Source organism: Streptomyces sp. NPDC048604, from assembly GCF_043199435.1.
In the GTDB taxonomy this organism is placed as follows: domain Bacteria; phylum Actinomycetota; class Actinomycetes; order Streptomycetales; family Streptomycetaceae; genus Streptomyces.
This window is the reverse complement of sequence record NZ_JBICVX010000003.1, coordinates 328,172-352,919: the sequence shown is the minus strand read 5'-3', so window position 1 is coordinate 352,919 and position 24,748 is coordinate 328,172. Positions and strand designations below refer to the sequence as shown.

Below are 24,748 nucleotides of genomic sequence, written 5' to 3'. Positions count from 1 at the left end.
ACTGCTCCGATGAGCTCCATGATCTCTACTGTTCTCGTCGCCAACCGCGGCGAGATCGCCTGCCGGATCTTCCGGACCTGCCGCGAGCTGGGCATCGCCACGGTGGCCGTGTACTCCGACGCGGACGCGGACGCGCTGCACGTACGGGAGGCCGACGCGGCGGTGCGGCTGCCGGGGGCCGCGCCCTCGGACACGTACCTGCGCGGCGACCTGGTCGTCGCCGCCGCGCTCGCGGCGGGCGCGGACGCGATCCACCCCGGGTACGGCTTCCTGTCGGAGAACGCGGACTTCGCGCGGGCGGTGACGCGGGCGGGCCTGGTGTGGGTCGGGCCGCCGCCGGAGGCGATCGAGGCCATGGCCTCGAAGACCCGGGCCAAGGAGCTGATGGGCATCGCGCCGCTCACCGACGTGACGCCGGCAGACCTGCCGGTGCTGGTGAAGGCGGCGGCCGGCGGCGGCGGGCGCGGAATGCGCGTCGTCCGCGAACTGGACGCACTCCAGGAGGAGTTGGCGGCCGCGTCGGCGGAGGCGGAGAGCGCCTTCGGCGACGGGGAGGTGTTCGTCGAGCCGTACGTGGAGAACGGCCGCCATGTGGAGGTGCAGGTCCTCGCGGACGCGCACGGCACGGTGTGGACGCTCGGCACCCGCGACTGCTCGCTCCAGCGCCGCCACCAGAAGGTGATCGAGGAGGCCCCCGCGCCCGGACTGCCCGCCGTGCTCGTCGACGAGCTGTACGCCCGCTCGGCGGCGGCCGCGAAGGCGGTCGGGTACGTCGGCGCGGGCACGGTCGAGTTCCTGGTCGCCGACGTCCCCCAAGCTCTCGGCTCCGCTCGAGCAGGGGGGACCCCCTGCGCGCACTTCCTGGAGATGAACACCCGGCTCCAGGTCGAGCACCCCGTCACGGAGGAGGTGTACGGCGTCGACCTGGTGGCCCTGCAGCTGGCGGTCGCGGAGGGCGAGCCGCTGCCCCCGGAACCGCCGGAGCCGGCCGGCCACGCCATCGAGGCCCGGCTGTACGCGGAGGACCCGGCGAGCGGCTGGACCCCGCAGACGGGCGCCCTGCACCGCATGGAGTTCCCGGCCGGCGTGCGCGTCGACACCGGATACGTCTCCGGGGACACGGTTCCCGTGCACTACGACGCCATGCTGGCGAAGGTCGTCGTGCACGCGGCCACCCGGGACCAGGCCGTGCGCAGGCTCGCCCACGTCCTGGAACGGGCCGCCGTGCACGGCCTGGTCACCAACCGGGACCTGCTGGCCGGCTCGCTGCGGCACCCCGAGTTCCGGGACCCCGCGCTGCTCGACACCGGGTTCTACGGGCGGAACCTGGACGCCCTGACCCGGCCGGAGGACGGCGAGGCGTACGGAGCCGTCGCTGCCGCGCTCGCGGACGCGGCCCGCAACGCCGGACGGTTCGGCGGCGGCTGGCGGAACCTGCCCTCCCAGGAGCAGACGAAGACGTACGGCGAGCACGAGGTCCGGTACCGCCACGGCCGGGACGGATACACGGTCACCGCCCCCGAGGGCGTCCGCGTCGTCTCCGCCGCGGCCGACCGCGTACGGCTGGAGACGGGCGGCGTCGTACGGGACTACGCGGTCGCCGCGTACCCCGACGGCACCGTCCACGCCGGACGCTTCCGCCTCACCGCCCGGCCCCGCTTCACCGACCCGACCGACCGCCAGGAGCCCGGCTCGCTCCTCGCGCCCATGCCCGGCACCGTCGTCCGGGTCGCCGACGGCCTCGCGGTCGGCGACGCCGTCGCCGCCGGGCAGCCCCTGCTCTGGCTGGAGGCCATGAAGATGGAGCACCGCATCACCGCTCCCGCCTCCGGCACGCTCACCGCGCTCCACGCCGCCCCCGGCCGCCAGGTCGAGGTCGGCGCCCTGCTCGCCGTCGTACAGCCCTCGCACGTACCGACCGAAGCACAGGAGGAAACAGCCTCATGAGCAGCATCATCGAAACGCCGGAGCACACCGCGCTGCGCGCCGCCGTCTCGGCCCTCGGCCACCGCCACGGCCCCGGCTTCGACCGGGCCACCGTGTGGGCCGAGGCCGGCAAGCTCGGCTACCTCGGGGTGAACCTGCCCGAGGAGTACGGCGGCGGGGGCGGCGGCATGGCCGAGCTGTCCATCGTCCTGGAGGAGGCCGGCGCGGCCGGCACCCCGCTCCTGATGATGATCGTCTCGCCCGCCATCTGCGGCACCGTGATCTCCCGGTTCGGCACCGACGAGCAGAAGCAGGCCTGGCTGCCGGGCCTCGCCGACGGCAGCCGCACCATGGCCTTCGGCATCACCGAGCCCGACGCCGGCTCCAACTCGCACCGCATCACGACCACCGCCACCCGCACCGAGGACGGCTGGGTCCTGAACGGCCGGAAGGTCTTCGTCTCCGGTGTCGACATCGCCGACGCGACCCTCATCGTGGGCCGCACCTCCGACGCCCGCACCGGCAACCTCAAGGCCTGCCTCTTCATCGTGCCGCGCGACACCCCCGGATTCGAGCGGCGCCACATCGAGATGGAACTGCGCGCCGACGAGAAGCAGTTCGAGCTGACCCTCGACGACGTGCACCTGCCGGCCGACGCCCTGGTGGGCGACGAGGACGCGGGCCTGCTCCAGCTCTTCGCCGGCCTCAACCCCGAGCGGATCATGACCGCCGCGTTCGCGATCGGCATGGGCCGCTACGCCCTCGCGCAGGCCGTGAAGTACGCCAAGGAACGCCAGGTCTGGAAGTCCCCGATCGGCGCCCACCAGGCCGTCGCCCACCCGCTCGCCCAGGCGCACATCGAACTGGAACTGGCCCGGCTGATGATGCAGAAGGCCGCCGCCCTGTACGACGCCGGCGACGACATGGGCGCCGGCGAGGCCGCCAACATGGCCAAGTACGCCGCCGCCGAAGCCTGCGTGAAGGCCGTCGACCAGGCCGTGCACACCCTCGGCGGCAACGGCCTCACCAAGGAGTTCGGCCTCGCCCGCCTCATCACGGCGGCCCGCGTCGCCCGCATCGCCCCGGTCAGCCGGGAGATGATCCTGAACTTCGTGTCCCATCAGTCCCTGGGTCTCCCCAAGTCGTACTGACAGGAGGGATTCTGACCGCCACGAGTTCCGGCGACACCTCTCCACCACACAGGGGGCACGCATGGTGTTCTACAGCGAGTACGCGGACGTTCCGGCCCTTTCCGTCCCGATCCACGACGCCGTTCTCGGTGAGGCCGCCGCGCGCGGCGACGCGCCCGCACTGATCGACGGGAACGGCGGTCCCGGGGCGCTCACCCTCAGCTACGCGCAGGTCGACGCGTTCCACCGGCGGGTCGCCGCCGGACTCGCCGAGGCCGGGGTGCGCAAGGGCGACGTGCTCGCCCTGCACAGCCCCAACACCGTCCTGTTCCCCGTGGCGTTCTACGCGGCGACCCGGGCCGGCGCCTCCGTCACCACCATCCACCCGCTGGCCACCGCCGAGGAGTTCGGCAAACAGTTGCGGGACTCCGCAGCCCGCTGGATCGTCACCGTCTCGGCGCTCGCCGAGACGGCCCGCCGGGCCGCCGAACTCGCCGGCGGCGTCGAGGAGATCTTCGTCTGCGACACCGCCGACGGACACCGCTCGCTGCAGTCCATGCTCGCGAGCACCGCGCCCGAGCCGGACCTCGCGATCGACCCGGACACCGACATCGCCGCCCTGCCGTACTCCTCCGGCACCACCGGCGTGCCCAAGGGCGTGATGCTCACCCACCGCTCCATCGGCACCAACCTCGACCAGCTCGCGCCCCTGGTCCCCATGGCCCCCGGCGACCGCATCCTCGCCGTGCTGCCGTTCTTCCACATCTACGGGCTCACCGCCCTGATGAACGCCCCGTTGCGCAAGGGCGCCGCCGTCGTCGTCCAGACCCGCTTCGAACTCGACCTGTTCCTGGGCGCGATCCAGGAACACCGGATCACCGGCCTGTACGTCGCCCCGCCGATCGTCCTCGCGCTCGCCAAGCACCCGGCGGTCGATTCGTACGACCTCTCCTCGCTGAAATACATCCTCTCGGCCGCCGCCCCGCTCGACGCCTCGCTCGCCGAGGCCTGCCGCGCCCGCCTCGGACTTCCCGTCCGGCAGGCGTACGGGATGACCGAACTGTCGCCCGCCACCCACGCCGTCCCGCTCACCGTCGCCGACCCGCCGCCCGGCACCGTCGGCAAACTGCTGCCCTCCACCGAACTGCGCGTCCTCTCCCTCGACGACCCGGCCAAGGACGCCGCGCCCGGCGAGGAGGGCGAGGTCGCGATCCGCGGACCGCAGGTCATGAAGGGCTACTTCGGCCGGCAGGACGCCACCGACGCGATGATCGACACGGACGGCTGGCTGCACACCGGCGACATCGGCCGGGTCGACGCCGACGGCTGGCTGTACGTCGTCGACCGCGTCAAGGAACTCATCAAGTACAAGGGCTTCCAGGTCGCCCCCGCCGAACTGGAAGCGCTGCTGCTCACGCACGCGGGCATCGCCGACGCGGCCGTCATCGGCGTCGCCGACGAGGACGGCAACGAGGTCCCGAAGGCGTACGTCGTCCGGCAGCCCGGCACGGAACCGCTGACCGAGGACGACGTGATCACGTTCGTCGCGGGGCAGGTTGCCCCGTACAAGAAGATCCGCCGGGTCGAGTTCATCGACGCGGTGCCGAAGGCGGCGTCCGGGAAGATCCTCCGCCGCGAACTGAGGGAGCGTCCATGACCCTGGTCCCCGTCGCCGACGAGCGCGGCATCCGGACCCTGACCCTCGACTCGCCCGGGAACCGCAACGCGCTGTCGGCGCCCCTCGTCGCCGAACTCGCCGACGCGCTCACCGCGGCGGGCAAGGACCCGGCGGTCCGGGCCGTCGTGCTCACGCACACCGGGGCCACGTTCAGCGCCGGCGCGGATCTCAAGGCGCCGCCGAACCCGTACGCGTTCGTGACGCTGCTCCGGCAGATCGTGGAACTGCCCAAACCGGTGGTGGCGCGGGTCGAGGGCAAGGTACGGGCCGGGGGCCTCGGTCTGCTCGGCGCGTGCGACGCGGTGGTGGCCTCACCGGACTCGGACTTCGCGCTCACCGAGGTCCGGATCGGCGTCGCGCCCGCGGTGATCTCGCTGACGCTGCTGCCGAAACTCCAGCCGCGGGCGGCGGCCCGGTACTACCTGACCGGGGAGCGCTTCGGGGTGGCGGAGGCGCTGGAGCTGGGCCTGGTGACGGCGGGCGCCGAGGCTCTCGAATCGATCCTGGACGGCCTGCGTCGGGCCTCCCCGCAGGGCCTGGCGGCGGCGAAGCGGCTGGTCACGGCTAGAGTCCTGGAGACCTTCGAACGCGACGCGGAGGAGCTCGTGCAGGAGTCCGCCTCCCTGTTCGCCTCCGCCGAGGCGCGCGAAGGGATGACGGCCTTCCTCGAGCGACGGGACCCCGAGTGGCGCTTGTGACCGCACCCAAGCAGGACAGGAGCCGCGCCACCCGGCAGCGGCTCCTGGAGGCCGCGGTGGCCTGTCTGGCCGAGCGCGGCTGGGCGGGCTCCACGGTCGCGGTCGTCGCCGAGCGCGCCGGGGTCTCGCGCGGGGCGGCCCAGCACCACTTCCCGACCCGCGAGGACCTGTTCACGGCGGCGGTCGAGTACGTCGCCGAGGAACGCTCGCAGGCGCTGCGCGCCCTGGAGGCGCGGGACCGCCACGAGGTCGTCGCGGCGATCGTGGACCTGTACACCGGCCCGCTGTTCCGCGCCGCCCTGCACCTGTGGGTCGCCGCGTCCAACGAGGACCAGCTGCGGGAGCGGGTGACGGAGCTGGAGGCCCGGGTCGGCCGCGAGTCCCACCGCATCGCGGTCCACCTCCTCGGCGCGGACGAGTCCGTCCCCGGCGTCCGCGAGACCGTCCAGGGCCTCCTGGACATGGCCCGAGGCCTAGGCCTGGCCACCCTCCTCACCGACGACACAACCCGCCGCCGCCGCGTCGTGACGCAGTGGGCGGCCTTGGTGGACGCGGCACTGGGGTAGGGGGCCGAGGGGTGCAGGGGCCGCGGGGGACGGGCGCGGATCGTGGCCGCGCGGGGTCCGGGGCCGGGGCCGGAGCTGCACGGGCTGAGGCTGCTCGGCATCGACCGGGGCGTGCCGGCCACCGGCCGGCCGGCACCGCATGTTCCGGGTGACCTGGCGGCGCTGGGAGCAGCCCTGGGCCGCGGGGGCTCCCGCGGGCCCCGCACGCGGTCCTGCGCCGGGGGCCGCGCGAAGTTCCCGCCTCGCCGGCGCGGTCCGCGCCCGGGCCTGCGTGTGGCTGCTCCACGAACCACCGCCCCGGGGCCGAGCGGCTGCCACGTGGCCCGCGCGGGGCCTGCGGCGCGCGGGCCTGCCGGCTCCCGCGGGCCCGCCCCGCCCCACCCCTCGCTGTGACCTGTGTCACGTGCGATTCCGGGGGGTCGCAGTACGCTGGTCGCATGCTTTCGCTCGTGCGCCGCCGTCACGTGGACTACGTCCGCGTCACGACCATGGGCTGTCGGCGCTCCGTCTGAACTCGGAGCCCCCTTTTCCTCACCCGGCCCGGAGCCCCCGCCCCACCCCTCGCGGCCGCCCCGGGTCCCGTACACCCCGCGGATGCATCCCATGACGAACACCCAGCCGTACGCGCAGCTCCCCGTCATCGACCTCTCCGCCGCCGACCGCGGCCCCCAGGCCCGTCGCGAGCTGCACGCTCAGCTGCACGCCGCCGCGCACGAGGTCGGCTTCTTCCAGCTGGTCGGTCACGGCGTGACGGAGGCCGAGACCGAGGCGCTGGAGCACGCGATGCGGGCCTTCTTCGCGCTGCCCGAGCCCGCCCGGCTCGCCCTCGACAACGTGAACTCCCCGCACTTCCGCGGCTACACCCGGATCGGCGACGAGCGCACCGGCGGCGCCCGCGACTGGCGCGACCAGCTCGACATCGGCGCCGAGCGCCCCGCCCGCGCCCCCGCCCCCGGCGAGCCGCCGTACTGGTGGCTCCAGGGCCCCAACCAGTGGCCCGAGGTCCTGCCGGAGCTGCGCACCGCCGCGCTGACCTGGATCGACCGGCTCAGCGCCGTCACCGAGCGGCTGCTGCACGAGCTGCTCGCCTCGATCGGCGCGCCGCCCCGCTTCTACGACGACATCTTCGGCGCAGAGGCCCACCCGCACCTGAAGCTCGTCCGCTACCCGGGCAGCTCCGGCGACGAGGGCGACGACCAGGGCGTCGGCAACCACAAGGACTACGGCTTCCTGACCCTGCTGCTGCAGGACCACGTCGGCGGCCTGCAGGTGCTGCGCGGCGACGGGCAGTTCCACGAGGTGCCGCCCATGAAGGGCGCGTTCGTGGTGAACCTCGGCGAGCTTCTCGAGGTCGCCACCAACGGGTATCTCGTCGCCACCAGTCACCGCGTCGTGTCCCCGCCCGGGGCGACCGAGCGGTACTCGGCGCCGTTCTTCTACAACCCGCGGCTCGACGCCAGGATCGCCCCGGTCCCGTTCCCGTACGCCTCCGACGCCCCCGGCGTCACGGCCGACCCGGCGAACCCGCTGTTCGCCGAGTACGGCCGCAATGAGCTGAAGGGCAAGCTGCGGGCGCACCCGCTGGTCGCCGCCCGCCACCACGCCGACCTGCTGCTGAAGGAGGATCAGCCGCTGATGTCGGCGTAACCCTCGATCTCCTGCGGGTGGCGCTGCCCCGGGCCCACGTACGTCGCGGACGGCCGGACCAGCCGGCCGGTGCGCTTCTGTTCCAGGATGTGCGCCGACCAGCCGGCCGTACGGGCGCAGGTGAACATCGAGGTGAACATGTGCGCCGGCACCTCGGCGAAGTCGAGCACGATCGCCGCCCAGAACTCCACGTTCGTCGCCAGGACCCGGTCCGGACGGCGGTTGTGCAGCTCCTCGAGGGCCGCCCTCTCCAGCGCCTCCGCGACCTCGAACCGCGGCGCGGCCAGCTCCTTCGCCGTACGGCGCAGCACGCGGGCGCGCGGGTCCTCGGCGCGGTAGACGCGGTGGCCGAAGCCCATCAGCCGCTCGCCCTTGTCGAGGGCCCGCTTGACGTACGCGGTGGCGTCGCCGGTCTTCTCGATCTCCTCGATCATGCCGAGGACGCGGGACGGCGCGCCGCCGTGCAGCGGACCGGACATCGCGCCCACCGCGCCGGACAGCGCCGCGGCCACGTCCGCGCCGGTGGAGGCGATGACGCGGGCGGTGAACGTGGACGCGTTCATGCCGTGCTCGGCGGCGGACGTCCAGTACGCGTCCACGGCCTTGACGTGCTTCGGGTCCGGCTCGCCGCGCCAGCGGATCATGAACCGCTCGACGACGGACTGCGCTTTGTCGATCTCGCTCTGCGGGACCATCGGCAGGCCCTGTCCGCGGGCGGACTGCGCGACGTACGACAGCGCCATGACGGCCGCGCGCGCGAGGTCGTGGCGGGCCTGCTCGGGCGAGATGTCGAGCAGCGGCTTCAGGCCCCACACGGGCGCCAGCATGGCGAGCGCGGACTGCACGTCGACGCGGATGTCGCCGGAGTGCACGGGGATCGGGAACGGCTCGGCCGGCGGCAGGCCGGGGTTGAACGCCCCGTCGACCAGCAGGCCCCAGACGTTGCCGAACGAGACGTGGCCGACCAGATCCTCGATGTCGACGCCGCGGTACCGGAGCGCGCCGCCCTCCTTGTCCGGTTCGGCGATCTCCGTCTCGAACGCGACGACTCCCTCGAGTCCGGGTACGAATGCGGACATGCGGCGGCTCCTCGTGATGGGGGGTTGATCGATGATCAATCAGCAGGCGGGTCTGGGTCGTGGGGAGGCAACAGTCATCCAGCCGAAGAGTCTGTACGGTTCCGACGATGCGGGGAAGCGTGACATCCGGCACACTCCGCCGATCCGGCGAGTCAGGATTAGAGAAACGCTTCTGCGGGCAGAATGGGGCCGCCACGGGGTGCTGTGGCCGTCTCGGCGGAGTGCTGCGGCAGGATGAATCGTGTGACTCACATCCTCGATCCCGCAGACATGCGCGAGCAGTACCGCACCAAGGAGCTGCACGTGGAGGACCTCGCGCCGGACCCGATCGAACAGTTCACCCGCTGGTTCGAGGAGGCGGCCGGGAACCCGGAGATCCACGAGCCCAACGCGATGGTCGTCTCGACGGCCACCCCCGACGGCCGCCCCTCCTCCCGCACGGTGCTGCTCAAGCACTACGACGAGGGCGGCTTCGTCTTCTTCACCAACTACGGCTCCCGCAAGGGCGGCGAGCTGTCCGCCAACCCGTACGTCTCGCTGCTCTTCCCCTGGCACCCCGTCGCCCGCCAGGTCATCGTCACCGGCACCGCCGCCCGCACCGGCCGGGACGAGACCGTCGCGTACTTCCGCACCCGCCCGCACGGCTCCCAGCTGGGCGCGTGGGCGAGCGCGCAGTCCGCGGTGATCGACTCCCGCGAGGAACTCCTCGCCCGCTACGAGGAGCTGGCCGCCCGCTACCCGGAGGCCGAGCAGGTCCCGGTCCCGCCGGAGTGGGGCGGCTTCCGGGTGGCCCCGGAGACGGTCGAGTTCTGGCAGGGCCACGAGAACCGCCTCCACGACCGGCTGCGGTACGTCCGGGAGGGCGACGACGGCTGGCGGGTGGAGCGGCTGTCGCCGTGAGGCGGTGGGCGGTGGGCGGTGGGGTTGCCGTGCCGCTGCCGCTGCCGCTGCCGCGGCCGTGCGGGCGGCACGGTCATGCGCGCTCCGCGGCCACCTCGCGTGCCCGGGCGAGGGCCGTGTCGACGGCCGCCGGGATGTCGGTGACCGGGAACTGGACGTGCCGTACGGTCCGCTCCCGGTCCACGACCAGGACCAGCCGCTTGAGCCGGAGCATCTGCCCGGTCCGGAAGGTCGGCAGCCGCAGCGGGGCCGAGAGCCTGTTGTCGGCGTCGGAGAGCAGCGGGAACGGGATCTCCTCCGCCGCCGCGAAGGCCCGCTGCTCGTCGGACCGCTGCGCGGAGACGCCGCGCACGGCGATCCCGGCCGCGGTGAAACTCTCGTACGCGTCCCGGAACAGCCGGTTCTCCAGGGTGCAGCCGATCGTGCCGGGGATGTCGTTCCAGCCCTCCGGCAGCGGCGTCGGCCGCCCGGTGGCCGGGTAGCAGAACAGGACCGTCGCGGCCGCGTCCGGGGCGACCGGGTCGAGCTCGCCGCCGGTGTGCGCGGGCAGCGGGAGCGGCGCGGGCAGCCGTACGCCGGGCAGGGAGTGGACGCGGTGCGTCTCGGTGCCGTCCTCGTCGGCGAGGGCGGTGAGCCGGCCGTCGCCGAGCACCCAGCGGTCGGCCCAGTCCTGCATGGCGACCAGCACCGGCAGCAGGGCGCGGCCCGCGTCGGTGAGCCGGTACTCGTGGCGCACCGGACCCTGCTGGTACGGGACCTTCTCCAGGACGCCGGAGTCCACGAGGTGGCCGAGGCGCTCGGTGAGCACCTTGCGGGAGATGTCGAGCTCGCGCTGCAGCTCGTCGAACCGGTGCCGGCCGCGGGCGGCCTCCCGGACGAGCAGCAGGCTCCACCAGTCGCCGATGACGGCGGCCGCCTGGGCGACGGCGCAGGCGGCGTCGCGGTCGGGTACGGCTCGCGCCATGTCGGTGTCTCCTTCGGTTCCGGCGGTCCCATCTTGCGTCACCGGGTGAGTTCCCGATAGAAACTCTCTGGTTCAAGGGTAAGTTCCCAAAAGAAACTCGCGGGTGGAACTCATAGGTCTGCCCTTCAGGAACCACTCATCGGCTCACCGGACCCACAGGGGGGATGTCCGTGCCCATCGCCTGGGCAACCGCATGGCGCACCTGGCAGATGACCCGCCGTGCCTATCCGTGGTCGTACGCGGTCGGCACCGTGCTGCCTGCCGCGCTCGCCATCTCGCTGGCCCACCTCGGCTACCACGCGGTCGGCGACGGCGCGGTGGCCGCCGACTTCACGGCCGGCGCGGGCACCACCGCGTACCTCGCCTACATCGCCGTCGGCGCCACCGCCTTCCAGTTCACCGTCCGCCTGATCCTCTGGTCCGCCAAAGCGCTGATCACCGAGCAGCGCGAGGGCACGCTCGGCGCGCTGCTCGTCGCGCCCGCCGGCCGCTTCCCGTACCTGCTCGGCTTCACCGGCTTCGCCGTCACCAGCAGCCTCGTCGAGTTCCTGGCCCTGGGCGCCGTGATCGCCGCCTTCGGCATCGCGATCCCGGTCTCCTCGCCGCTCGGCCTGCTGCTCGGCGTACTCGCCCTGCTCGGCACGGTGTTCGCGCTCTCCGTAGGCCTCGGCGGACTGATGATCGCCGCCGGCGAGGCGCACATCTCGCAGAACACCGTCTTCATCGTCCTCGGCCTGCTCGGCGGCTACACCTTCCCCCGCTCCTACCTGCCCGAATGGGCCCAGTGGCTGGCCGAGTTGATGCCCACCACCGCAGCCGTCGACGTCCTGCACGGCGCGACCACCGGCGGCCAGGGTCTCGCCGAACTCCTGCCGCGGCTGGGCGTCAGCGCCCTCGTCGCCGCCGGCTACCTGCTGCTCGGCCTGACGTACCTCCCGCGGGCCGAGGCCCGCGCCGTGGAAAGGACCTACTGACGATGGTGACGACGACGGGTACGACCGGGATCCGGGTCCGCGGGCTCCGCAAGGACTTCCCCGTACGCGACAAGGGCCTCTTCGGCCCGCGCAGCACCAAACGGGCCGTCGACGGCCTCGACCTCGACATTCCGGCCGGCCGGATCACCGGACTGCTCGGCCTCAACGGCGCCGGCAAGACGACCACCATCAAGATCCTCGCCACCCTGCTGCGGCCCAGTTCGGGAACGGTCCGCGTGGACGGCCTCGACACCGTCGCCGACGCCCGCGCCGTACGCCGCCGGATCAACCTCATCGCGGGCGGCGAGCGCATGGTCTACAGCCGGATGACCGGCCGCGAGAACCTCTGGTACTTCGGCCAGCTCTACGACGTCCCCAAGGCCGAACTGCGCGCCCGCACCAGCGAACTCCTCGACCTCGTCGGCCTCACCGACGCCGCCGACACCATGGTCGAGCGGTACTCCCGCGGCATGACCCAGCGCCTCGCCATCGCCCGCGGCCTGATCAACCGCCCCGCCTACCTGCTCCTCGACGAACCCACCCTCGGCCTCGACGCCCCCATCGCCCGCGACCTGCGCCGCGTGGTCGCGGAACTGGCGGCCGCCGGCACGGGCGTCCTGCTCACCTCCCACTACCTCGCCGAGGTCGAGGAACTGTGCGGCCACGTGTACGTGATCTCCGAGGGCCGGCACCTCGCGCAGGGCAGCCCGGCGGAGCTCAAGACGGCCACCGGCAGCCACCGCACGGTCCGCGTGACCGTCACGAACCCCGGCGAGCGCACCGCCGCCGTTGCCGCCCGCTTCGGCGCGACCCGCGAACCCCGCCCGGACGGCGGCGAGGTCATCGTCCTGAGCCACCCCGACGACGTCGCCGGCCCGCTGGCCGCCGCGATCGTCGAGGCGGGAGGCTCCATCGGCGGCCTGGAGATCGCCGAGGCGAGCCTGGAGGACGCGATCCTGAGGCTGGCGGACGGTACGGCATCGGGTACGCGGCAGACGGCATCCGTGTCGGACACCCGGCAGGCGGTGCACGGATGAACCTCCGACACGCCCTGCGCATCTTCGCCGCCGAAGCCCTGAAGCAACACCGCCGCCTCTTCGGACAGCCGCTCGTCGTCTTCTCGATGCTGGTCTGGCCGGTACTCCAACTGGCCACCACGTACTACACGTTGCGCCCGGTCGCGACCGCCTCCCCGGCCGCCGCGAACTGGCCCCTCGCCGCCGACCCGGAACGCCTGCTCGCGTTCCTGGCCACCGGCACCCTCGCGTACGCGTTCTTCTTCTCGCTCGTCCAGTCCGCCTGGCACTTCGCCTTCGAGCGCACCACGGGCACCCTGGAACTCCTCTTCCTGTCCCCGGCGGGCCGCCTGACCCTGATGATCGCCAACGGCGCCGGCGCGCTGCTGCAGAACGCCTGGCTGCTGACCTGCTTCACGGTCGCCGCGCTCACGGGCTTCGGGGCGCTGTCGGTATCGGCCTGGTGGATGTACGGGGTGGTCTTCCTGGCGCTGCTGATCCCGGCGGTGGCGTGGGGCGCGTTCCTGAACAGCCTGCTGGTGTTCTCCCGCGACTCGACGTTCCTGTACACGATCCTGGACGAGCCCCTGTGGTTCGTGGCGGGCGTCCGCCTCCCCAACTTCGCCCTCCCGGCCGCGGTCCAGGTCATCGGCGCGTTCTTCCCCCTCACCGGCAGCCTGGTAGCCCTCCGCGGCGCCCTCCTGGAACACCGCACCCTCACGGACCTGGCCCTCCCGCTGACCGCCCTGGCCGCCCTGAGCGCCCTCCTGCTCCTCGCAGCCACCCTCATCCTCCGCACCGGCGAAGCCCGAGCCCAACGCACGGGCGGGCTGGCAATGGCATAAGCCGAAACCGGGGAGCAGGTACCAGAACGGGCGGACGTAGGCGGGTGGGTGGGGCGAGTCGGCCCCGGGAATGCAGGCGACCCGTGGGCCTCGGTCCCGTCCGCTCGAGTTCGGACGGGAGCCGGCCGGACTTACCGGCGGCCCACGGGTCGGGTGACTGCTTGGGTGTTCGGCAGAAGGCCTGCCGAGGTGCACAGAGTGCGACGGCAGGCCTTAGCCCGCAGTCACCTCACGAGTCCGAAAAGAAATCATTTTTCCGGATCACCTCCTTTCGCGTGTGCCCACACACTAAGAGGCCGTCCGGAGGGGTTCAAGTGAATTAATCGGCGGATGTCGCGGGGGCGTGCTCCGCGATGATCCGGGCCATCTCGGCGACCGGGAGCGCGGGGTTGCGGCCTGCGGCTTCGGCGACCTGCCGGTCGTCGTCCGCGACGAGGGCGAGCAGGTGCGCGAGCGGCAGGCGGGGGTGGTCGGCGACGGCGCGGCGGACCCGGGGCTCGGGGTCCGTCGCCAGCTCCTCCAGGAGCCCGGCCGGCAGGTCCGGGTCGCGGGGGGCCAGCTCGCGGATGCGGGGGTCCCGGTCGGCGGCGAAGCGGCGCAGGTACGCGGGCGGGTACGCGTAGCCGTCGGACGGCCGGTCCGCCGGCTTCCGGGTGTCCCTGTGGGCCCGCTCCACGCGCTCGACGGACGACGGGTCGAGGCGCGCGCCGTGACGCATGACGGTGACGAGGCGGACGTACTGGTCCTCGTCGTCGAGCAGCCCGGCCACGGCCTCCGGCGGCAGCCCCTCGCCGCACGCCGCCGAGTGGCGGAGGAACGGGTACGGGGAGTCGACGTGCGGCAGAGGGTCTGCCCGTACCCATGCGATCGTGCTGAAGTCCAGGCCGGCCAGAGCGACCTGGCAGAAGACGTCCTCGTCGCCGGCCGCGTACCCCTCCCGGAACCGCCCCGCCCGCGCCGCGCCCTCCGTCAGATACGCGTACGTCTCCGCCCGCAGCTCCTCCGGGGTGTCCTCGCGGACCAGGACCGCGGCGCGGACGATCGGGTCCGCGTCCCGGGCGAGCGCGTCGCGCAGCGCCGCCGGCAGCTGCGGGTGGGCGGCGACGGCGCCCCGCACGTCCTCGTCCTCGTCGGCCGCGAGCGCGGACGCGGCCTCCGGGGTCAGCGGGTCCAGGTGGGCCACCACGCCCGCCCGGGTGGCCGGGTCGGCGAGCAGGGCCGGGTGGAGGTCGGGCGGCGGTACGGGGTGGGGGAGGCGGCGGAAGTACGTCGAGCAGGCCGCCTTGCGGACCTTCGGCTCGGGATCGGCGAGCAGCCCGCGCCGTACGTCCTCGGGGGCCGACACCCACCACTGCGCCAGCTCGGCGCGGACCTCCGGGTCGGGGTCCTCGGCGAGCCGGGCGAGGGTCCCGGCCGGCGTGTGCTCGTTCTTGGCGAGGAACTGTCGTACCTGGGTGTCCGGGTCGGCGACCAGCAGATCGAGGACGTCCGGGGGCAGCTCGCCGGCCACCCGGGTCAGCCGCCACCGCACCGCGTCCCCGGGGTGAGCGGCGAGGGCGCGGTGGACGTCGGCGGGGAGGTTCGGCGTCCCGGCGAGCCAGCACAGGACCTCCTCGCGCCCGGAGGCGGCGAGCTCCTCCGCGAGCCCGCGTGGCAGGTTCTCGCGCAGGTGCGCGGCCACCCGCCCCGGGACCCCGCACTCCAGCAGCGGGCGCAGCAGCTCGGCGGGAAGCGCGGGGTTGGCGCCCAGGCCCCGCAGGGCGTCTTCGGTGTGTACGACCTTCATGCCCCCAACATGACCCATGGCCCGCGACATGACCCTCATGGCCCCCGACGTGGCCCTCGTGCTCGTTTCCGGCATGCAACGATTTCCGCGAATCAGGTGTGTCCTGCGTCACGTTCGAGTTGAATGACCGGGACAAGACGTGCGGTTCGGGCGTGCGCGTACACCGTCCTGCAGGGGGTTCGGGATGAGTGCTGTCAGGAGCGGGACCGCGGAGCGGCGGGCCGAGGGCCCCGGGGGTGATCTGCTGGCCGCCCTGCTCGACGGGATGGACGCGGCGCTGTGCGCCTTCGACGCCGAGGGGACCGTCACCCACTGGAACCGGGAGGCCGAGCGGATCCTCGGCTGGTCGGCCGAGCAGGCCGTCGGGAAGCGCGGGTTCGCCGGGTGGGCCGCGCGGCGGGCCGACGCCGACGAGGTGCTGGGCCGGCTCATGGGCGCGATGCGCGCGCCGGGGCGTCAGGTGCACGAGTTCGCGCTGCTGCGGAAGGACGGCGGGCGCGTCCTCGTGCGTACCCAGTCCGCCGGCGTACGTGGGGCGGACGGCCGGCCGGCCGGCGTGTACTGCGCCTTCAGCGAGGTGCACGCCCAGATCGACCTGGAGCGGTCCATCGCCCTCAGCGAGGCCCTCTTCGAGGACGCCTCCTGGGGGGTCGTGCTCGTCGACGTCGACCTGCGGCCCGCCGTCGTCAACGCCCGCGCCGCCCGCGCCCTCGGCACCGGCCGCACCACCGCCCTCGGCCGGCCCCTCGGCGAACTGATCGCCCAGGGCGTCGAGGAGGTCGAGGGCGCCCTCCAGCACGTCCTCGCCGAAGGCGCCCCGCGCGGCCTGGCCGAGATGTGGGTGACCCTGCGCGGCGGCGACGGCCGGGACCGCAGACGCTGCTGGCGCAGCGGCTTCCTGCGGCTCGCCTCGCCGCTCGCGGAGGAGCCCGTGCCGCTGGGCGTCGGCTGGCTGTTCCAGGACGTCACCGAGGCCCGGCTCGCCGAGCAGGAGGCGGACCGGATGCGCTTCCGCTGCAGCCAGCTGCACCGCGCCGGCGCCGCGGCCGCGGAGTGCGAGGACCCCATGGAGGCCGCGACCGTACTGCTCGACTTCGCCGTCGCCGGTTTCGCCGACCACGCCCTGCTGGACGTCACGGCCGACGAGCGTCGCCTCGTCCGCGCCGCGGCCACGCCGACCGGCGCGCCCGGCCCTGTCGCGGCCGTCGCCGGCGGCGGCGTCCCCGTCCCGTACCCGGAGGGGCACCCGGCGCTGCAGGCCCTGGCCCGTACCGGTCCGGTCCGCGCCTCCGCCACCGTGGCCCGGCCGCACGCGGCCGAGGAATGGGCGGCCGAGCGCCGCTGGCCCGGCGACGCGGCCCACGCCCTGTGCATCCCGCTGCGCAGCCGCGGCCGCACCCTGGGGATCGCCACGTTCCTCCGCTCGGCCTCCCGGCCGCCCTTCGAGCGCCCGGACGCGGTCTACGCGGAAACGGTGACGACCCGGCTGGCGGCCTCATTGGACCTGGCGGAGGCGTTGCGGGGGGTGGGAGTGGGGGAGGGGGAGGGCTAGGGGAACGGGTAGCGGGTAGCGGTACGAACGCGGTACGCGCCCCCGCCGCCGTATCTCACGCGCGGTAGAAGATCCGGTCCGCGTACTCCGTCATCACGCGGCCGTTCCACTCGTGTCCGCCGTCCACGTTGCCCGAGCGCAGCAGCGGGGGCTCGATGCCGCGGGTGGCCAGTTCTTCCGCCGCCGCGGCCATCGTGGCCTGCATCAGGGCGCTGGTGACCACCGTCGACGCCGGGGCGAACGGGGCCTCGATGCCCTCGTGGGTCAGCTCCGCGTCCCCGACCGCGATCCGCGAGTCCAGGACGATGTCGCAGTGGTCCTTCAGGTACGTGCCCGACACGTGCCGGGACTTCGTCTCCGTCGCGTACGCCACCGACGTGACCCCGATCACCGTGAGGCCGAGCGCCCGCGCGTTCATCGCCATCTCCACCGGCAGCGCGTTGCGCCCGGACAGCGAGACGATGATCAGCAGGTCGCCGGCCTTCGCCGGGGAGCAGTCGAGGACCGCGCCGGCCAGGCCGTCCACCCTCTCCAGGGCCGAGCCCAGCGTCGCCGGCATGACGTCGACGCCCACGACGCCCGGTACCGCCAGCAGGTTCATCAGCGCGAGGCCGCCCGCCCGGTACACGACGTCCTGCGCGGCGAGGGAGGAGTGCCCCGCGCCGAACGCGAACAGCCGGCCTCCCGAGGCCACGGTGTCGGCGATCGCGGTGCCCGCGGCGGCGATCTCCGCGGCGTCCTCGTCCCGTACCTGACGGAGCAGACCGATCGCCGCGTCGAAGAAGCGGTCGGCCGGCGTTCCGCCGGCGGTGGAGCCGTCGCCCCCGCCGTCGCCCCCGCCGTTGACCCCGCTGTCCCCGCGCACGCTCTCGCCCATACCGAAGCTCCCTCTCGTCGTGGTCGCGGATCACGGTGCGGTCTGGACCATTGCTCTGTCAATACCGCCCCGCCCGGCCGCCCGGCATTCAGACGGCGGGGCACGGTTGTCGGCGACATGCGTAAGAATTGGGGCAGGGCCAGCGCACGACTCAATCGAGGGGCACGTATGTCCGGACTGATCGACACCACGGAGATGTATCTCCGCACCATCCTCGAGCTCGAGGAAGAAGGCGTCGTCCCGATGCGCGCCCGGATCGCGGAACGGCTGGACCAGAGCGGTCCGACGGTCAGCCAGACGGTGGCCCGCATGGAGCGGGACGGCCTGGTGGCCGTCGCCAGCGACCGCCACCTGGAGCTGACCGAGGAGGGCCGCAAGCTGGCCACCCGCGTGATGCGCAAGCACCGCCTCGCGGAGTGCCTGCTCGTCGACGTGATCGGCCTGGAGTGGGAGCAGGTGCACGCCGAGGCCTGCCGCTGGGAGCACGTGATGAGCGAGGCGGTGGAGCGGCGCGTCCTGGAACTGCTGCGCCACCCGACCGAGTCGCCGTACGGCAACCCGATCCCGGGCCTGGAGGAGCTGGGCGAGAAGGCGGAGACGGAGGCGTTCCTCGACGACTCCATGGTGTCCCTGGCCGACCTGGACGCGGGCAACGAGGGCAAGACGGTGATCGTCCGCCGGATCGGCGAGCCGATCCAGACCGACGCCCAGCTGATGTACACGCTGCGGCGGGCCGGCGTGCAGCCCGGTTCCGTGGTCAGCGTGACCGAGTCGCCGGGCGGCGTGCTGGTCGGCAGCGGCGGCGAGGCGGCGGAGCTGGACTCGGAGGTCGCGTCGCACGTGTTCGTGGCGAAGCGCTGAGGTGAGGCGGTGTGGTGAAGCGCTGGGGCGTCCGTTTCCGTTCCTCGCCCCGTTCCTCGCCCGTTCCTCACCCCCTGAACGTGCGGCGGTAGGTGTCCGGCGGGACGCCGACCGTGCGCTGGAAGTGGCGGCGCAGGGTCGTCGCCGTGCCCATGCCCGCCGCCGAGGCGATCGTGTCGACGCTGTCGTCCGTGCGCTCCAGCAGCTCCTGCGCCCGCCGGATCCGCTGGGTGAGCACCCACTGCAGCGGCGTCGTGCCCGTCACCGAGCGGAAGTGGCGGGCCAGATGGCGTGAGCTCATGTTCGCCCGGCGGGCCAGGTCCTCCACGGTGAGCGGCTGGTCGAGCCGCCGCATCACCCACGGCAGCAGTTCGGCCAGCGGATGGCCCTCCTGGGCCGGTACGGGCGTGGCGACGAACTGCGCCTGCCCGCCCTCCCGGTGCGGCGGCACGACCAGCCGCCGGGCGACCACGTTGGCGACCGTCGAGCCGTGGTCGCGGCGTACCAGGTGCAGGCACAGGTCCATCGCCGCGGCCTTGCCCGCCGACGTCAGCACCGTGCCGTTGTCGACGTAGAGCACGTCCGGGTCGACCACGATCCGCGGGTACCGCGCCGCCAGTTCGTCCGTGTGGGCCCAGTGCGTCGTCGCGCGCAGCCCGTCGAGGAGACCCGCCGCGGCGAGGACGAACACCCCCGTGCACAGCGACACGACCACCGCGCCCGCCTCGTGCGCCGTGCGCACCGCCGCCACGAGTTCGGCCGGCGGCTCCTCGTCGACGTCCGCGAGCGCCGGGACGATCACGGTGTCGGCGTCCGCCAGCGCCTCGTACCCGCGGTCCGGCTCCAGCAGGAACCGCCCGACCCGGACGGCGTGCGTCCCGCAGACCGTGACGTCGTACCAGGGGCCCGGCAGCGCGGCCGGGGCGGAGCCGAAGACCTCGTAGGCCAGGGCCAGTTCGAAGTGCAGCATCCCGTCGGTCGCGGCGATCGCGACGGAGCGGCGCGGGGCTGAAGTCATGTCGGGAATTGTATGGGTCATGTCGTTCCGGACACTGGGCGTGCGCGGGGATCGGCGACAGGATTTCCGTACGAGATCACTTCTTCTCTTCTAGTACGTGGGAGCAGACATGGGCGCGGGTCAGAGCAACGCGGGGCAGGGCAACGCCGGTCGGAACGACGTCGTGGCGGTGTATGGCGCGTACGGGCACACAGGACGGTTCGTCGTCGCGGAGCTGCGCGAGCGCGGGTACGTCCCGCTGCTGGTCGGCCGCGACGAGGACAAGCTGCGGGCACTGGCCGAGGAGCTGGCCGCCGGGGAGTCGGCGGGCGGGGAGTCGGCGGGCGGAGAGTCCTCCCGTGCTCCTGAGGCGCGGCAGGCGTCCGTGGACGACCCCGGCTCCCTCGACCGCGCGCTGCACGGCGCGGCCGCCGTGATCAACTGCGCCGGCCCGTTCGCCTCCACCGCCGCCCCCCTCGTCGAGGCGGCGCTGCGGGCCGGGATCCCGTACGTCGACGTGGCCGCCGAGATCGAGGCGAACCGCGACACGTTCGAGCAGTTCGCGGAGCGCGCCCGCGAGGCCGAGGCCGTGGTGGTCCCCGCGATGGCCTTCTTCGGCGGCCTCGGCGACCTGCTCGTCACCACCGCGATGGGCGACTGGACGACGGCGGACGAGGTGCACGTCGCGTACGGCCTGAGCAGCTGGCACCCCACCGGCGGCACGCTCGCCTCGGGCACGGTGTCCCACGAGCGGCGGGACGGCCGTCGGGTCCGCTTCACCGGCGGCGAGCTGACGTACCACGACGACGCCCTGCCGACCCTGGAGTGGTCCTTCCCGGAGCCGCTCGGCCCGCAGGAGGTCATCGGTGAGTTCACGATGGCCGACGTCATCACGGTCCCCAGCCACCTCGCCGTCCCGGAGGTGCGGACGTACATGGCCGCGAAGGCGGCCGCGGACCTGGCCGCCGGCGGCTCCGCGCCGACGGCCGTCGACGAGCGCGGCCGCTCGGCGCAGACCTTCCTCGTCGACGTGCTCGTCCGCTCCGGCGACGAGGCGCGTCGGGCGGTCGTGACCGGCCAGGACATCTACGCCGTCAGCGCGCCGCTCGCGGTGGAGGCCGTCGACCGCGTCCTCACCGGCCGGACCAGGGCGACCGGTGTCGTCTCCGCCGGCGCGGTCTTCGACGCCCCGGACTTCCTGCGCGCGCTGTCCGCCCACCTGAAGCTGGACGTGGGCGTGGATGTGGACGTGGATGTGGAGGGCTGACCGTCAACGCACGCCCACCCCGGCGAGGTACGACGTGAGTCCCGCCGCCGCGGACTCGCCCGCCCAGCCCACGTACCCGTCGGGCCGGATCAGGAACAGGCCGGTGCCGTAGGGCTCGTACGCGCCGGTGAGGTGGGCGGTCCGGACCGCGGCGGCATCGACGACCGGGGCCTCCGCGCCCACCGTCAGCAGCGTGAAGTGCGGGCCGCGGAAGGCGTCGAAGAGCCGGCCCCCGTCGTACCGCCCGTCCGGCGCGCGGTCGCCGGCGCGCAGCGCGCCGTCCGGCAGCCCCGGGCGCGTCTCCACGGCCAGCGACGACTCCCGGTAGCCGAGGCCGAGTTGCTGCACCTCCGCGCCGCGCTGGGTGTTCTCGCCCGTGGCGCTCGCGCGGTGGATGCGGGTGCTGATGCCGAGCACGTCCGCGGCGACGGGCAGCCGCTCCTCCTCGTACGTGTCGAGCAGCGCCTCGGGCGCACCGTGCCGCAGCACCTGACCGAGCTTCCAGCCGAGGTTGTAGGCATCCTGGACACCGGTGTTGAGCCCCTGACCGCCGGCGGGAGAGTGCACGTGGGCCGCGTCGCCCGCCAGGAACACCCGGCCCTCGCGGAACCGGTCGGCCATCGCCGCGCGGGCCCGGAAGTCCGAGGCCCACAGCACCTCGGTGACGTCGGCGGAGGTGAGGGGGGTCCGCGCGGTGAGGAGCCCGCGTACCGCCTCGGGGGCGGTGTCGACGACCGTCTCGGCGTCCTCGAAGCCCGCCATCAGCTGGAAGTGGTCCGCGCCGCCGGGCAGCGGGCACAGGGCGACGCCGCCGCCCTCCGCCTTGGGCCAGACGTGCCAGTTGCGGCGGTCGACGACCGTGCCGGGGGCCAGCCGCACGTCTGCGACCAGCATCGGGTGCGGGTCGACGGTCTCGCCGGTCATGCCGATGCCGAGCGCCCTGCGGACGGTGGAGCGGCCGCCGTCGGCGGCGACCAGGTAGGCCGCGCGGACGGTCTCCCCGGTGGACAGTTCGGCATCGACGCCGTCCGCGTCCTGCCGGAAGGCGGTGAGCGCAGCGCCGAAGCGGACGGCGCCGCCCAGCTCCGTCAGCCGCTCGTGCAGCACCTGCTGGGTGCGGTGCTGCGGGATGAGCAGCGCGTTCGCGTACGGGACCTGCTCGGTCGGCTCCGCGGACTCCATCATGTCCCACTCGTGCTGCCGCTCCGCGCCCTCCCAGGCCAGCATCCGCGGGTAGCGCGAGCCTGCGGCGAGGATCCCGGGCAGGGCGCCGAGGTCGTCGAGGACCTCCTGGCTGCGGGGCTGGAGCCCCTTGCCGCGCGAGCCGGGGAAGAGCCGGTCCGCCTTCTCCAGGAGCACGGTCCGTACGCCCCGGCGGGCGAGGTCGAGGGCGAGGACGAGGCCGGTGGGCCCGGCGCCGGCGATGAGCACGTCGGTGTGGGTGGGGGTGGGGGTGTGGGTGGGGGTGTGGGTCGGAGTCGGGGTGGTGTCGGCAGGCATGGTGAGACCTCCAGAGTTCCTTAACGGCGTTAAGTTCACGTCGGAGAGCATTCCCTTAACGTCGTTAAGCTGTCAAGCGGCGGATACCGTGGCGGCGTGGCAGCGAAGAAGACGACCCGGATCGATCCCGCGCAGGTGGCGGAGGTCGCCCTGGGGCTCCTGAACGAGAAGGGCCTGGAGGGGCTGACCCTGCGGGCCATCGCCGGCGAGCTGAACGTCCAGGCCCCCGCGCTGTACTGGCACTTCAAGAACAAGCAGGCGCTGCTCGACGAGATGGCGACGGTGATGTACCGGCGGATGGTCGCCGACCCCGCCGTGCGCCCGCCCGGCGACATGACCTGGCAGGAGCGGATCCTGGCCGTCAACCGGGGCCTGCGCGCCGGGCTGTTGAGCTACCGCGACGGCGCGAAGGTCTACAGCGGCGCGCGCTTCACCAGCGACGACTTCGCCGCCGACATGGAGCGCCAACTCCGCGCGCTGGTGGACGCGGGCTTCGACCTGCGGGAGGCGGTGCGGGCGAGCACGACGGCGTACATGTTCACGCTGGGGTTCGTGACCGAGGAGCAGGGCGCGCAGTCCGGCGCGGGCGAACTGCGCGAGGGCTTCGACGTGACGGAGCGCGCCGAGCGGCTCGCCGACTTCCCGCTCGCGGCGGCGGCCGGGGCGGAGATCTTCGGCGACTACGAGGACCGCTTCGAGGAGGGCCTGCAGCTGATCGTGGCGGGCATCGAGGCGAGGTACGCGCCGGGGGCGGGGAGTAGCGGGGGCGGGGAGTAGCCGAGGGCGGGGAGCAGTGGGGGCGGGGAGTAGCGGCGGCGCGCTGCGCGGCGGGAAGTAGACAGCCCGGTTTACGTCGGAATGGCCCCGCACGCTCCCTCGGCGTGCCACGCTGGGGTCGGCGAGACCGGGCGGGGGGCCGGTCGGTCGGATCGGTCAGGTCGGTCGGGTCGGGTCGGGAGGGGGCCGGATGATGCCGGCGACGCGGCGTGAGGCCGGGCACGACGCTGGGCGCGAGGCCGGGCGGGGTGCTCGATGCGAGGCCGGGCGGGATGGTGCCTGCGTGGCCGGGCGGGGTGTTGGGGGTGTGGTGGGGCTGGTGGGCGTGCGCGGCGAGGTCGTGCGGTGCGCTCGGCGTGAGGCGGCAGAGGGCCCCGGCGCCCATGGGCGCCGGGGCCTGTCCTCCCCTGTGCTGACCCGGAGCCCCGAGCTCCCAGGGTCATCCCCTTCGGACCGGTTTCCCCGAGCGGTCCGCCTCCCGCAGAAGATCTCCCCTCGGCGGCGCGCGTCAATCCTTGAGCGGCGTCACTCGAACGAGGGGTGTTGCGTGGCAGAACCGCATTTTCGAATACAGGTTCGATAGTCTGGCGGGGCTCGACCGGCGCAGAGCTGCGCACGACGCGCCTCACCGCGCAGACCGCGCAGACCGCGCTCGACATCGCGCGACGATCGCTTGACGAACGCCCGACGGAAGAGGGGGTGCCAGGGACATGGACATGGTGCGACGCATCGATGTGACCGGAGCCGACGGCGTACGCCTGGCGGCCTGGGAGTTCACGGAGCCGCCCGAGAGGAGCGGCCGCGGCGGGCCCGCCGACGACCTCGGGCCTGCCTCCGACTCCGCATCCGCCTCGGGTGTGTTACTCCTCCACGGCCTGATGGGTCGCGCCTCGCACTGGGCGCCCACGGCCCGCTGGCTCTCCGCCCGGCACCGCGTGATCGCGCTCGACCAGCGCGGGCACGGGCGCAGTGCGAAGCCCGCCGGCGGTCCGTTCACGCGCGAGGCGTACGTCGCCGACGCGGCCGCCGCCGTCGAACAGCTCGGCCTCGGCCCGGTGACCCTCGTCGGCCACTCCATGGGCGCGCTCACCGCGTGGCAGCTCGCCGCGGAACGGCCGGACCTCGTCCGCGCCCTGGTCGTCTGCGACATGCGCGCCTCCGCGCTCGGCGCGGCGTCCCAGCGGGAGTGGGCGGACTGGTTCCGCTCGTGGCCGGTCCCGTTCCCCACGCTCGCGGCGGTACGGAAGTGGTTCGGCGAGGACGACCCGTGGGTGGAGCGGCCGAACCCGGCGCGCGGCGAGTTCTTCGCCGAGGTGATGACGGAGTCGGCGGACGGCTGGCGGCCGGTCTTCGATCCGGCCCAGATGCTGACGTCCCGTGAGACCTGGGTGCACGACGCCCACTGGGACTCCCTCGCCCAGGTCCGCTGCCCGACGCTCGTCGTCCGCGGCCTCGACGGCGAACTGGGCCGCGCGGAGGCCCAGGAGATGGTCCGCGTTCTGCCCCACGGCGCGTACGCCGAGATCCCCGACGCCGGCCACCTTCTCCACTACGACCACCCGGAGGCCTGGCGCGAGGCGATCGAGCCGTTCCTGAACGGGGTGTTGACGCCGTGACGGGCCATGTCCCCAGTGGGCATGTCCCTCATCCTGATCAATATCAATGAGGTCAGGATCTGACCTCATTGAGGTCTACTGTCGCGGCATCG

At 73.5% G+C, this 24,748-nt stretch carries 21 protein-coding genes; 15 read left to right on the top strand and 6 right to left on the bottom strand.

Annotation, left to right across the window (positions count from 1 at the left end; translation table 11 throughout):
• Positions 1-18 precede the first annotated feature (18 nt).
• The 6 genes from ACGFMM_RS08205 to ACGFMM_RS08180 all read left to right on the top strand — a co-directional run bounded on the left by ACGFMM_RS08205 (position 19) and on the right by ACGFMM_RS08180 (position 7,645).
• Entirely contained in the window at positions 19-1,947 is a 1,929-nt protein-coding gene (locus ACGFMM_RS08205; RefSeq protein ID WP_393644715.1) for a biotin carboxylase N-terminal domain-containing protein, read from the top strand.
• On the top strand, positions 1,944-3,077 hold the full coding sequence (locus tag ACGFMM_RS08200) for an acyl-CoA dehydrogenase family protein (RefSeq protein WP_393644303.1): 1,134 nt from the start codon (positions 1,944-1,946) through the stop codon (positions 3,075-3,077). Before ACGFMM_RS08205 ends, ACGFMM_RS08200 begins: the two co-directional genes overlap by 4 nt.
• A 61-nt stretch (positions 3,078-3,138) precedes the next feature.
• Positions 3,139-4,713: a 4-coumarate--CoA ligase family protein gene (locus tag ACGFMM_RS08195; protein WP_393644301.1), complete on the top strand. Its 1,575-nt coding sequence runs from the start codon at positions 3,139-3,141 to the stop codon at positions 4,711-4,713.
• A complete protein-coding gene (locus ACGFMM_RS08190) occupies positions 4,710-5,432 on the top strand; it encodes an enoyl-CoA hydratase family protein (RefSeq protein ID WP_393644299.1) in 723 nt (240 codons plus the stop codon). The genes ACGFMM_RS08195 and ACGFMM_RS08190 overlap by 4 nt, the downstream gene beginning before the upstream one ends.
• A complete protein-coding gene (locus tag ACGFMM_RS08185) occupies positions 5,420-5,998 on the top strand; it encodes a TetR/AcrR family transcriptional regulator (protein ID WP_393644297.1) in 579 nt (192 codons plus the stop codon). The genes ACGFMM_RS08190 and ACGFMM_RS08185 overlap by 13 nt, the downstream gene beginning before the upstream one ends.
• Positions 5,999-6,601: 603 nt before the next feature.
• Positions 6,602-7,645, top strand: coding sequence for an isopenicillin N synthase family dioxygenase (locus ACGFMM_RS08180; protein ID WP_393644296.1), 1,044 nt, complete (start codon positions 6,602-6,604; stop codon positions 7,643-7,645).
• Here the strand turns inward: ACGFMM_RS08180 and ACGFMM_RS08175 are convergent.
• Entirely contained in the window at positions 7,624-8,724 is a 1,101-nt protein-coding gene (locus ACGFMM_RS08175; protein ID WP_393644295.1) for a citrate synthase 2, read from the bottom strand. The two genes, ACGFMM_RS08180 and ACGFMM_RS08175, sit on opposite strands and share 22 nt — an antisense overlap.
• Before the next feature lie 270 nt (positions 8,725-8,994).
• Between ACGFMM_RS08175 and pdxH the strand changes: the two genes are divergently transcribed.
• Positions 8,995-9,624, top strand: a complete 630-nt coding sequence (gene pdxH, locus ACGFMM_RS08170) for a pyridoxamine 5'-phosphate oxidase (protein ID WP_393644713.1) — start codon at positions 8,995-8,997, stop codon at positions 9,622-9,624.
• A 73-nt stretch (positions 9,625-9,697) separates the two neighbouring features.
• On the opposite strand, the gene ACGFMM_RS08165 is transcribed toward pdxH, so the two are convergent.
• Positions 9,698-10,588 (bottom strand): winged helix-turn-helix transcriptional regulator, encoded by an 891-nt coding sequence (locus ACGFMM_RS08165; RefSeq protein WP_393644293.1) that lies wholly within the window; start codon positions 10,586-10,588, stop codon positions 9,698-9,700.
• Between the two features lie 164 nt (positions 10,589-10,752).
• Here ACGFMM_RS08165 and ACGFMM_RS08160 point away from each other — a divergent pair, with 164 nt between their 5' ends.
• From ACGFMM_RS08160 to ACGFMM_RS08150, 3 genes are read left to right on the top strand one after another with little or no spacing between them, the layout of a single operon-like run.
• A complete protein-coding gene (locus ACGFMM_RS08160; protein WP_393644291.1) occupies positions 10,753-11,562 on the top strand; it encodes an ABC transporter permease in 810 nt (269 codons plus the stop codon).
• A 2-nt stretch (positions 11,563-11,564) separates the two neighbouring features.
• A complete protein-coding gene (locus ACGFMM_RS08155; RefSeq protein WP_393644290.1) occupies positions 11,565-12,599 on the top strand; it encodes an ABC transporter ATP-binding protein in 1,035 nt (344 codons plus the stop codon).
• The gene (locus tag ACGFMM_RS08150) at positions 12,596-13,423 is read left to right on the top strand and encodes an ABC transporter permease (RefSeq protein ID WP_393644288.1); all 828 of its coding nucleotides are present in this window, start codon (positions 12,596-12,598) and stop codon (positions 13,421-13,423) included. Before ACGFMM_RS08155 ends, ACGFMM_RS08150 begins: the two co-directional genes overlap by 4 nt.
• A gap of 319 nt (positions 13,424-13,742) precedes the next feature.
• Here the strand turns inward: ACGFMM_RS08150 and ACGFMM_RS08145 are convergent, their stop codons facing one another.
• The gene (locus ACGFMM_RS08145; RefSeq protein ID WP_393644286.1) at positions 13,743-15,209 is read right to left on the bottom strand and encodes a hypothetical protein; all 1,467 of its coding nucleotides are present in this window, start codon (positions 15,207-15,209) and stop codon (positions 13,743-13,745) included.
• A gap of 184 nt (positions 15,210-15,393) precedes the next feature.
• Here ACGFMM_RS08145 and ACGFMM_RS08140 point away from each other — a divergent pair, with 184 nt between their 5' ends.
• The gene (locus ACGFMM_RS08140) at positions 15,394-16,761 is read left to right on the top strand and encodes a PAS domain-containing protein (RefSeq protein ID WP_393644285.1); all 1,368 of its coding nucleotides are present in this window, start codon (positions 15,394-15,396) and stop codon (positions 16,759-16,761) included.
• A 55-nt stretch (positions 16,762-16,816) separates the two neighbouring features.
• Here ACGFMM_RS08140 and ACGFMM_RS08135 read toward each other — a convergent pair whose 3' ends face one another.
• Positions 16,817-17,638 carry an SIS domain-containing protein gene (locus tag ACGFMM_RS08135; protein ID WP_393644284.1) on the bottom strand — a complete coding sequence of 274 codons (822 nt, stop codon included), beginning with the start codon at positions 17,636-17,638 and terminating at the stop codon, positions 16,817-16,819.
• Positions 17,639-17,806: 168 nt separating this feature from the next.
• Between ACGFMM_RS08135 and ACGFMM_RS08130 the strand changes: the two genes are divergently transcribed.
• Positions 17,807-18,499, top strand: coding sequence for a metal-dependent transcriptional regulator (locus tag ACGFMM_RS08130; RefSeq protein WP_393644282.1), 693 nt, complete (start codon positions 17,807-17,809; stop codon positions 18,497-18,499).
• Between the two features lie 67 nt (positions 18,500-18,566).
• Here ACGFMM_RS08130 and ACGFMM_RS08125 read toward each other — a convergent pair whose 3' ends face one another.
• A complete protein-coding gene (locus tag ACGFMM_RS08125) occupies positions 18,567-19,517 on the bottom strand; it encodes a helix-turn-helix domain-containing protein (protein WP_393644280.1) in 951 nt (316 codons plus the stop codon).
• A gap of 109 nt (positions 19,518-19,626) precedes the next feature.
• Here ACGFMM_RS08125 and ACGFMM_RS08120 point away from each other — a divergent pair, with 109 nt between their 5' ends.
• Positions 19,627-20,763: a saccharopine dehydrogenase family protein gene (locus tag ACGFMM_RS08120; RefSeq protein ID WP_393644278.1), complete on the top strand. Its 1,137-nt coding sequence runs from the start codon at positions 19,627-19,629 to the stop codon at positions 20,761-20,763.
• 3 nt (positions 20,764-20,766) lie between these two features.
• On the opposite strand, the gene ACGFMM_RS08115 is transcribed toward ACGFMM_RS08120, so the two are convergent.
• Complete coding sequence (locus ACGFMM_RS08115; protein ID WP_393644276.1) at positions 20,767-22,263, bottom strand: FAD-dependent monooxygenase; 1,497 nt, start codon at positions 22,261-22,263, stop codon at positions 20,767-20,769.
• A 96-nt stretch (positions 22,264-22,359) separates the two neighbouring features.
• On the opposite strand from ACGFMM_RS08115, the gene ACGFMM_RS08110 reads away from it, so the two are divergent.
• Positions 22,360-23,040, top strand: coding sequence for a TetR/AcrR family transcriptional regulator C-terminal domain-containing protein (locus tag ACGFMM_RS08110; RefSeq protein WP_393644275.1), 681 nt, complete (start codon positions 22,360-22,362; stop codon positions 23,038-23,040).
• A 716-nt stretch (positions 23,041-23,756) separates the two neighbouring features.
• A complete protein-coding gene (locus tag ACGFMM_RS08105) occupies positions 23,757-24,656 on the top strand; it encodes an alpha/beta fold hydrolase (RefSeq protein ID WP_393644273.1) in 900 nt (299 codons plus the stop codon).
• The last annotated feature ends 92 nt before the right edge of the window (positions 24,657-24,748 follow it).

What these genes read in the sequence shown, in the direction of transcription:
- ACGFMM_RS08205 (WP_393644715.1), top strand. Translation starts at nt 19, where the DNA reads ATGATCTCTACTGTTCTCGTCGCCAACCGCGGCGAGATCGCCTGCCGG.
- ACGFMM_RS08200 (WP_393644303.1), top strand. Translation starts at nt 1,944, where the DNA reads ATGAGCAGCATCATCGAAACGCCGGAGCACACCGCGCTGCGCGCCGCC.
- ACGFMM_RS08195 (WP_393644301.1), top strand. Translation starts at nt 3,139, where the DNA reads ATGGTGTTCTACAGCGAGTACGCGGACGTTCCGGCCCTTTCCGTCCCG.
- ACGFMM_RS08190 (WP_393644299.1), top strand. Translation starts at nt 4,710, where the DNA reads ATGACCCTGGTCCCCGTCGCCGACGAGCGCGGCATCCGGACCCTGACC.
- ACGFMM_RS08180 (WP_393644296.1), top strand. Translation starts at nt 6,602, where the DNA reads ATGACGAACACCCAGCCGTACGCGCAGCTCCCCGTCATCGACCTCTCC.
- ACGFMM_RS08175 (WP_393644295.1), bottom strand. Translation starts at nt 8,724, where the DNA reads ATGTCCGCATTCGTACCCGGACTCGAGGGAGTCGTCGCGTTCGAGACG.
- pdxH (WP_393644713.1), top strand. Translation starts at nt 8,995, where the DNA reads ATGCGCGAGCAGTACCGCACCAAGGAGCTGCACGTGGAGGACCTCGCG.
- ACGFMM_RS08165 (WP_393644293.1), bottom strand. Translation starts at nt 10,588, where the DNA reads ATGGCGCGAGCCGTACCCGACCGCGACGCCGCCTGCGCCGTCGCCCAG.
- ACGFMM_RS08160 (WP_393644291.1), top strand. Translation starts at nt 10,753, where the DNA reads ATGTCCGTGCCCATCGCCTGGGCAACCGCATGGCGCACCTGGCAGATG.
- ACGFMM_RS08155 (WP_393644290.1), top strand. Translation starts at nt 11,565, where the DNA reads ATGGTGACGACGACGGGTACGACCGGGATCCGGGTCCGCGGGCTCCGC.
- ACGFMM_RS08150 (WP_393644288.1), top strand. Translation starts at nt 12,596, where the DNA reads ATGAACCTCCGACACGCCCTGCGCATCTTCGCCGCCGAAGCCCTGAAG.
- ACGFMM_RS08145 (WP_393644286.1), bottom strand. Translation starts at nt 15,209, where the DNA reads ATGAAGGTCGTACACACCGAAGACGCCCTGCGGGGCCTGGGCGCCAAC.
- ACGFMM_RS08140 (WP_393644285.1), top strand. Translation starts at nt 15,394, where the DNA reads ATGAGTGCTGTCAGGAGCGGGACCGCGGAGCGGCGGGCCGAGGGCCCC.
- ACGFMM_RS08135 (WP_393644284.1), bottom strand. Translation starts at nt 17,638, where the DNA reads ATGGGCGAGAGCGTGCGCGGGGACAGCGGGGTCAACGGCGGGGGCGAC.
- ACGFMM_RS08130 (WP_393644282.1), top strand. Translation starts at nt 17,807, where the DNA reads ATGTCCGGACTGATCGACACCACGGAGATGTATCTCCGCACCATCCTC.
- ACGFMM_RS08125 (WP_393644280.1), bottom strand. Translation starts at nt 19,517, where the DNA reads ATGACTTCAGCCCCGCGCCGCTCCGTCGCGATCGCCGCGACCGACGGG.
- ACGFMM_RS08120 (WP_393644278.1), top strand. Translation starts at nt 19,627, where the DNA reads ATGGGCGCGGGTCAGAGCAACGCGGGGCAGGGCAACGCCGGTCGGAAC.
- ACGFMM_RS08115 (WP_393644276.1), bottom strand. Translation starts at nt 22,263, where the DNA reads ATGCCTGCCGACACCACCCCGACTCCGACCCACACCCCCACCCACACC.
- ACGFMM_RS08105 (WP_393644273.1), top strand. Translation starts at nt 23,757, where the DNA reads ATGGTGCGACGCATCGATGTGACCGGAGCCGACGGCGTACGCCTGGCG.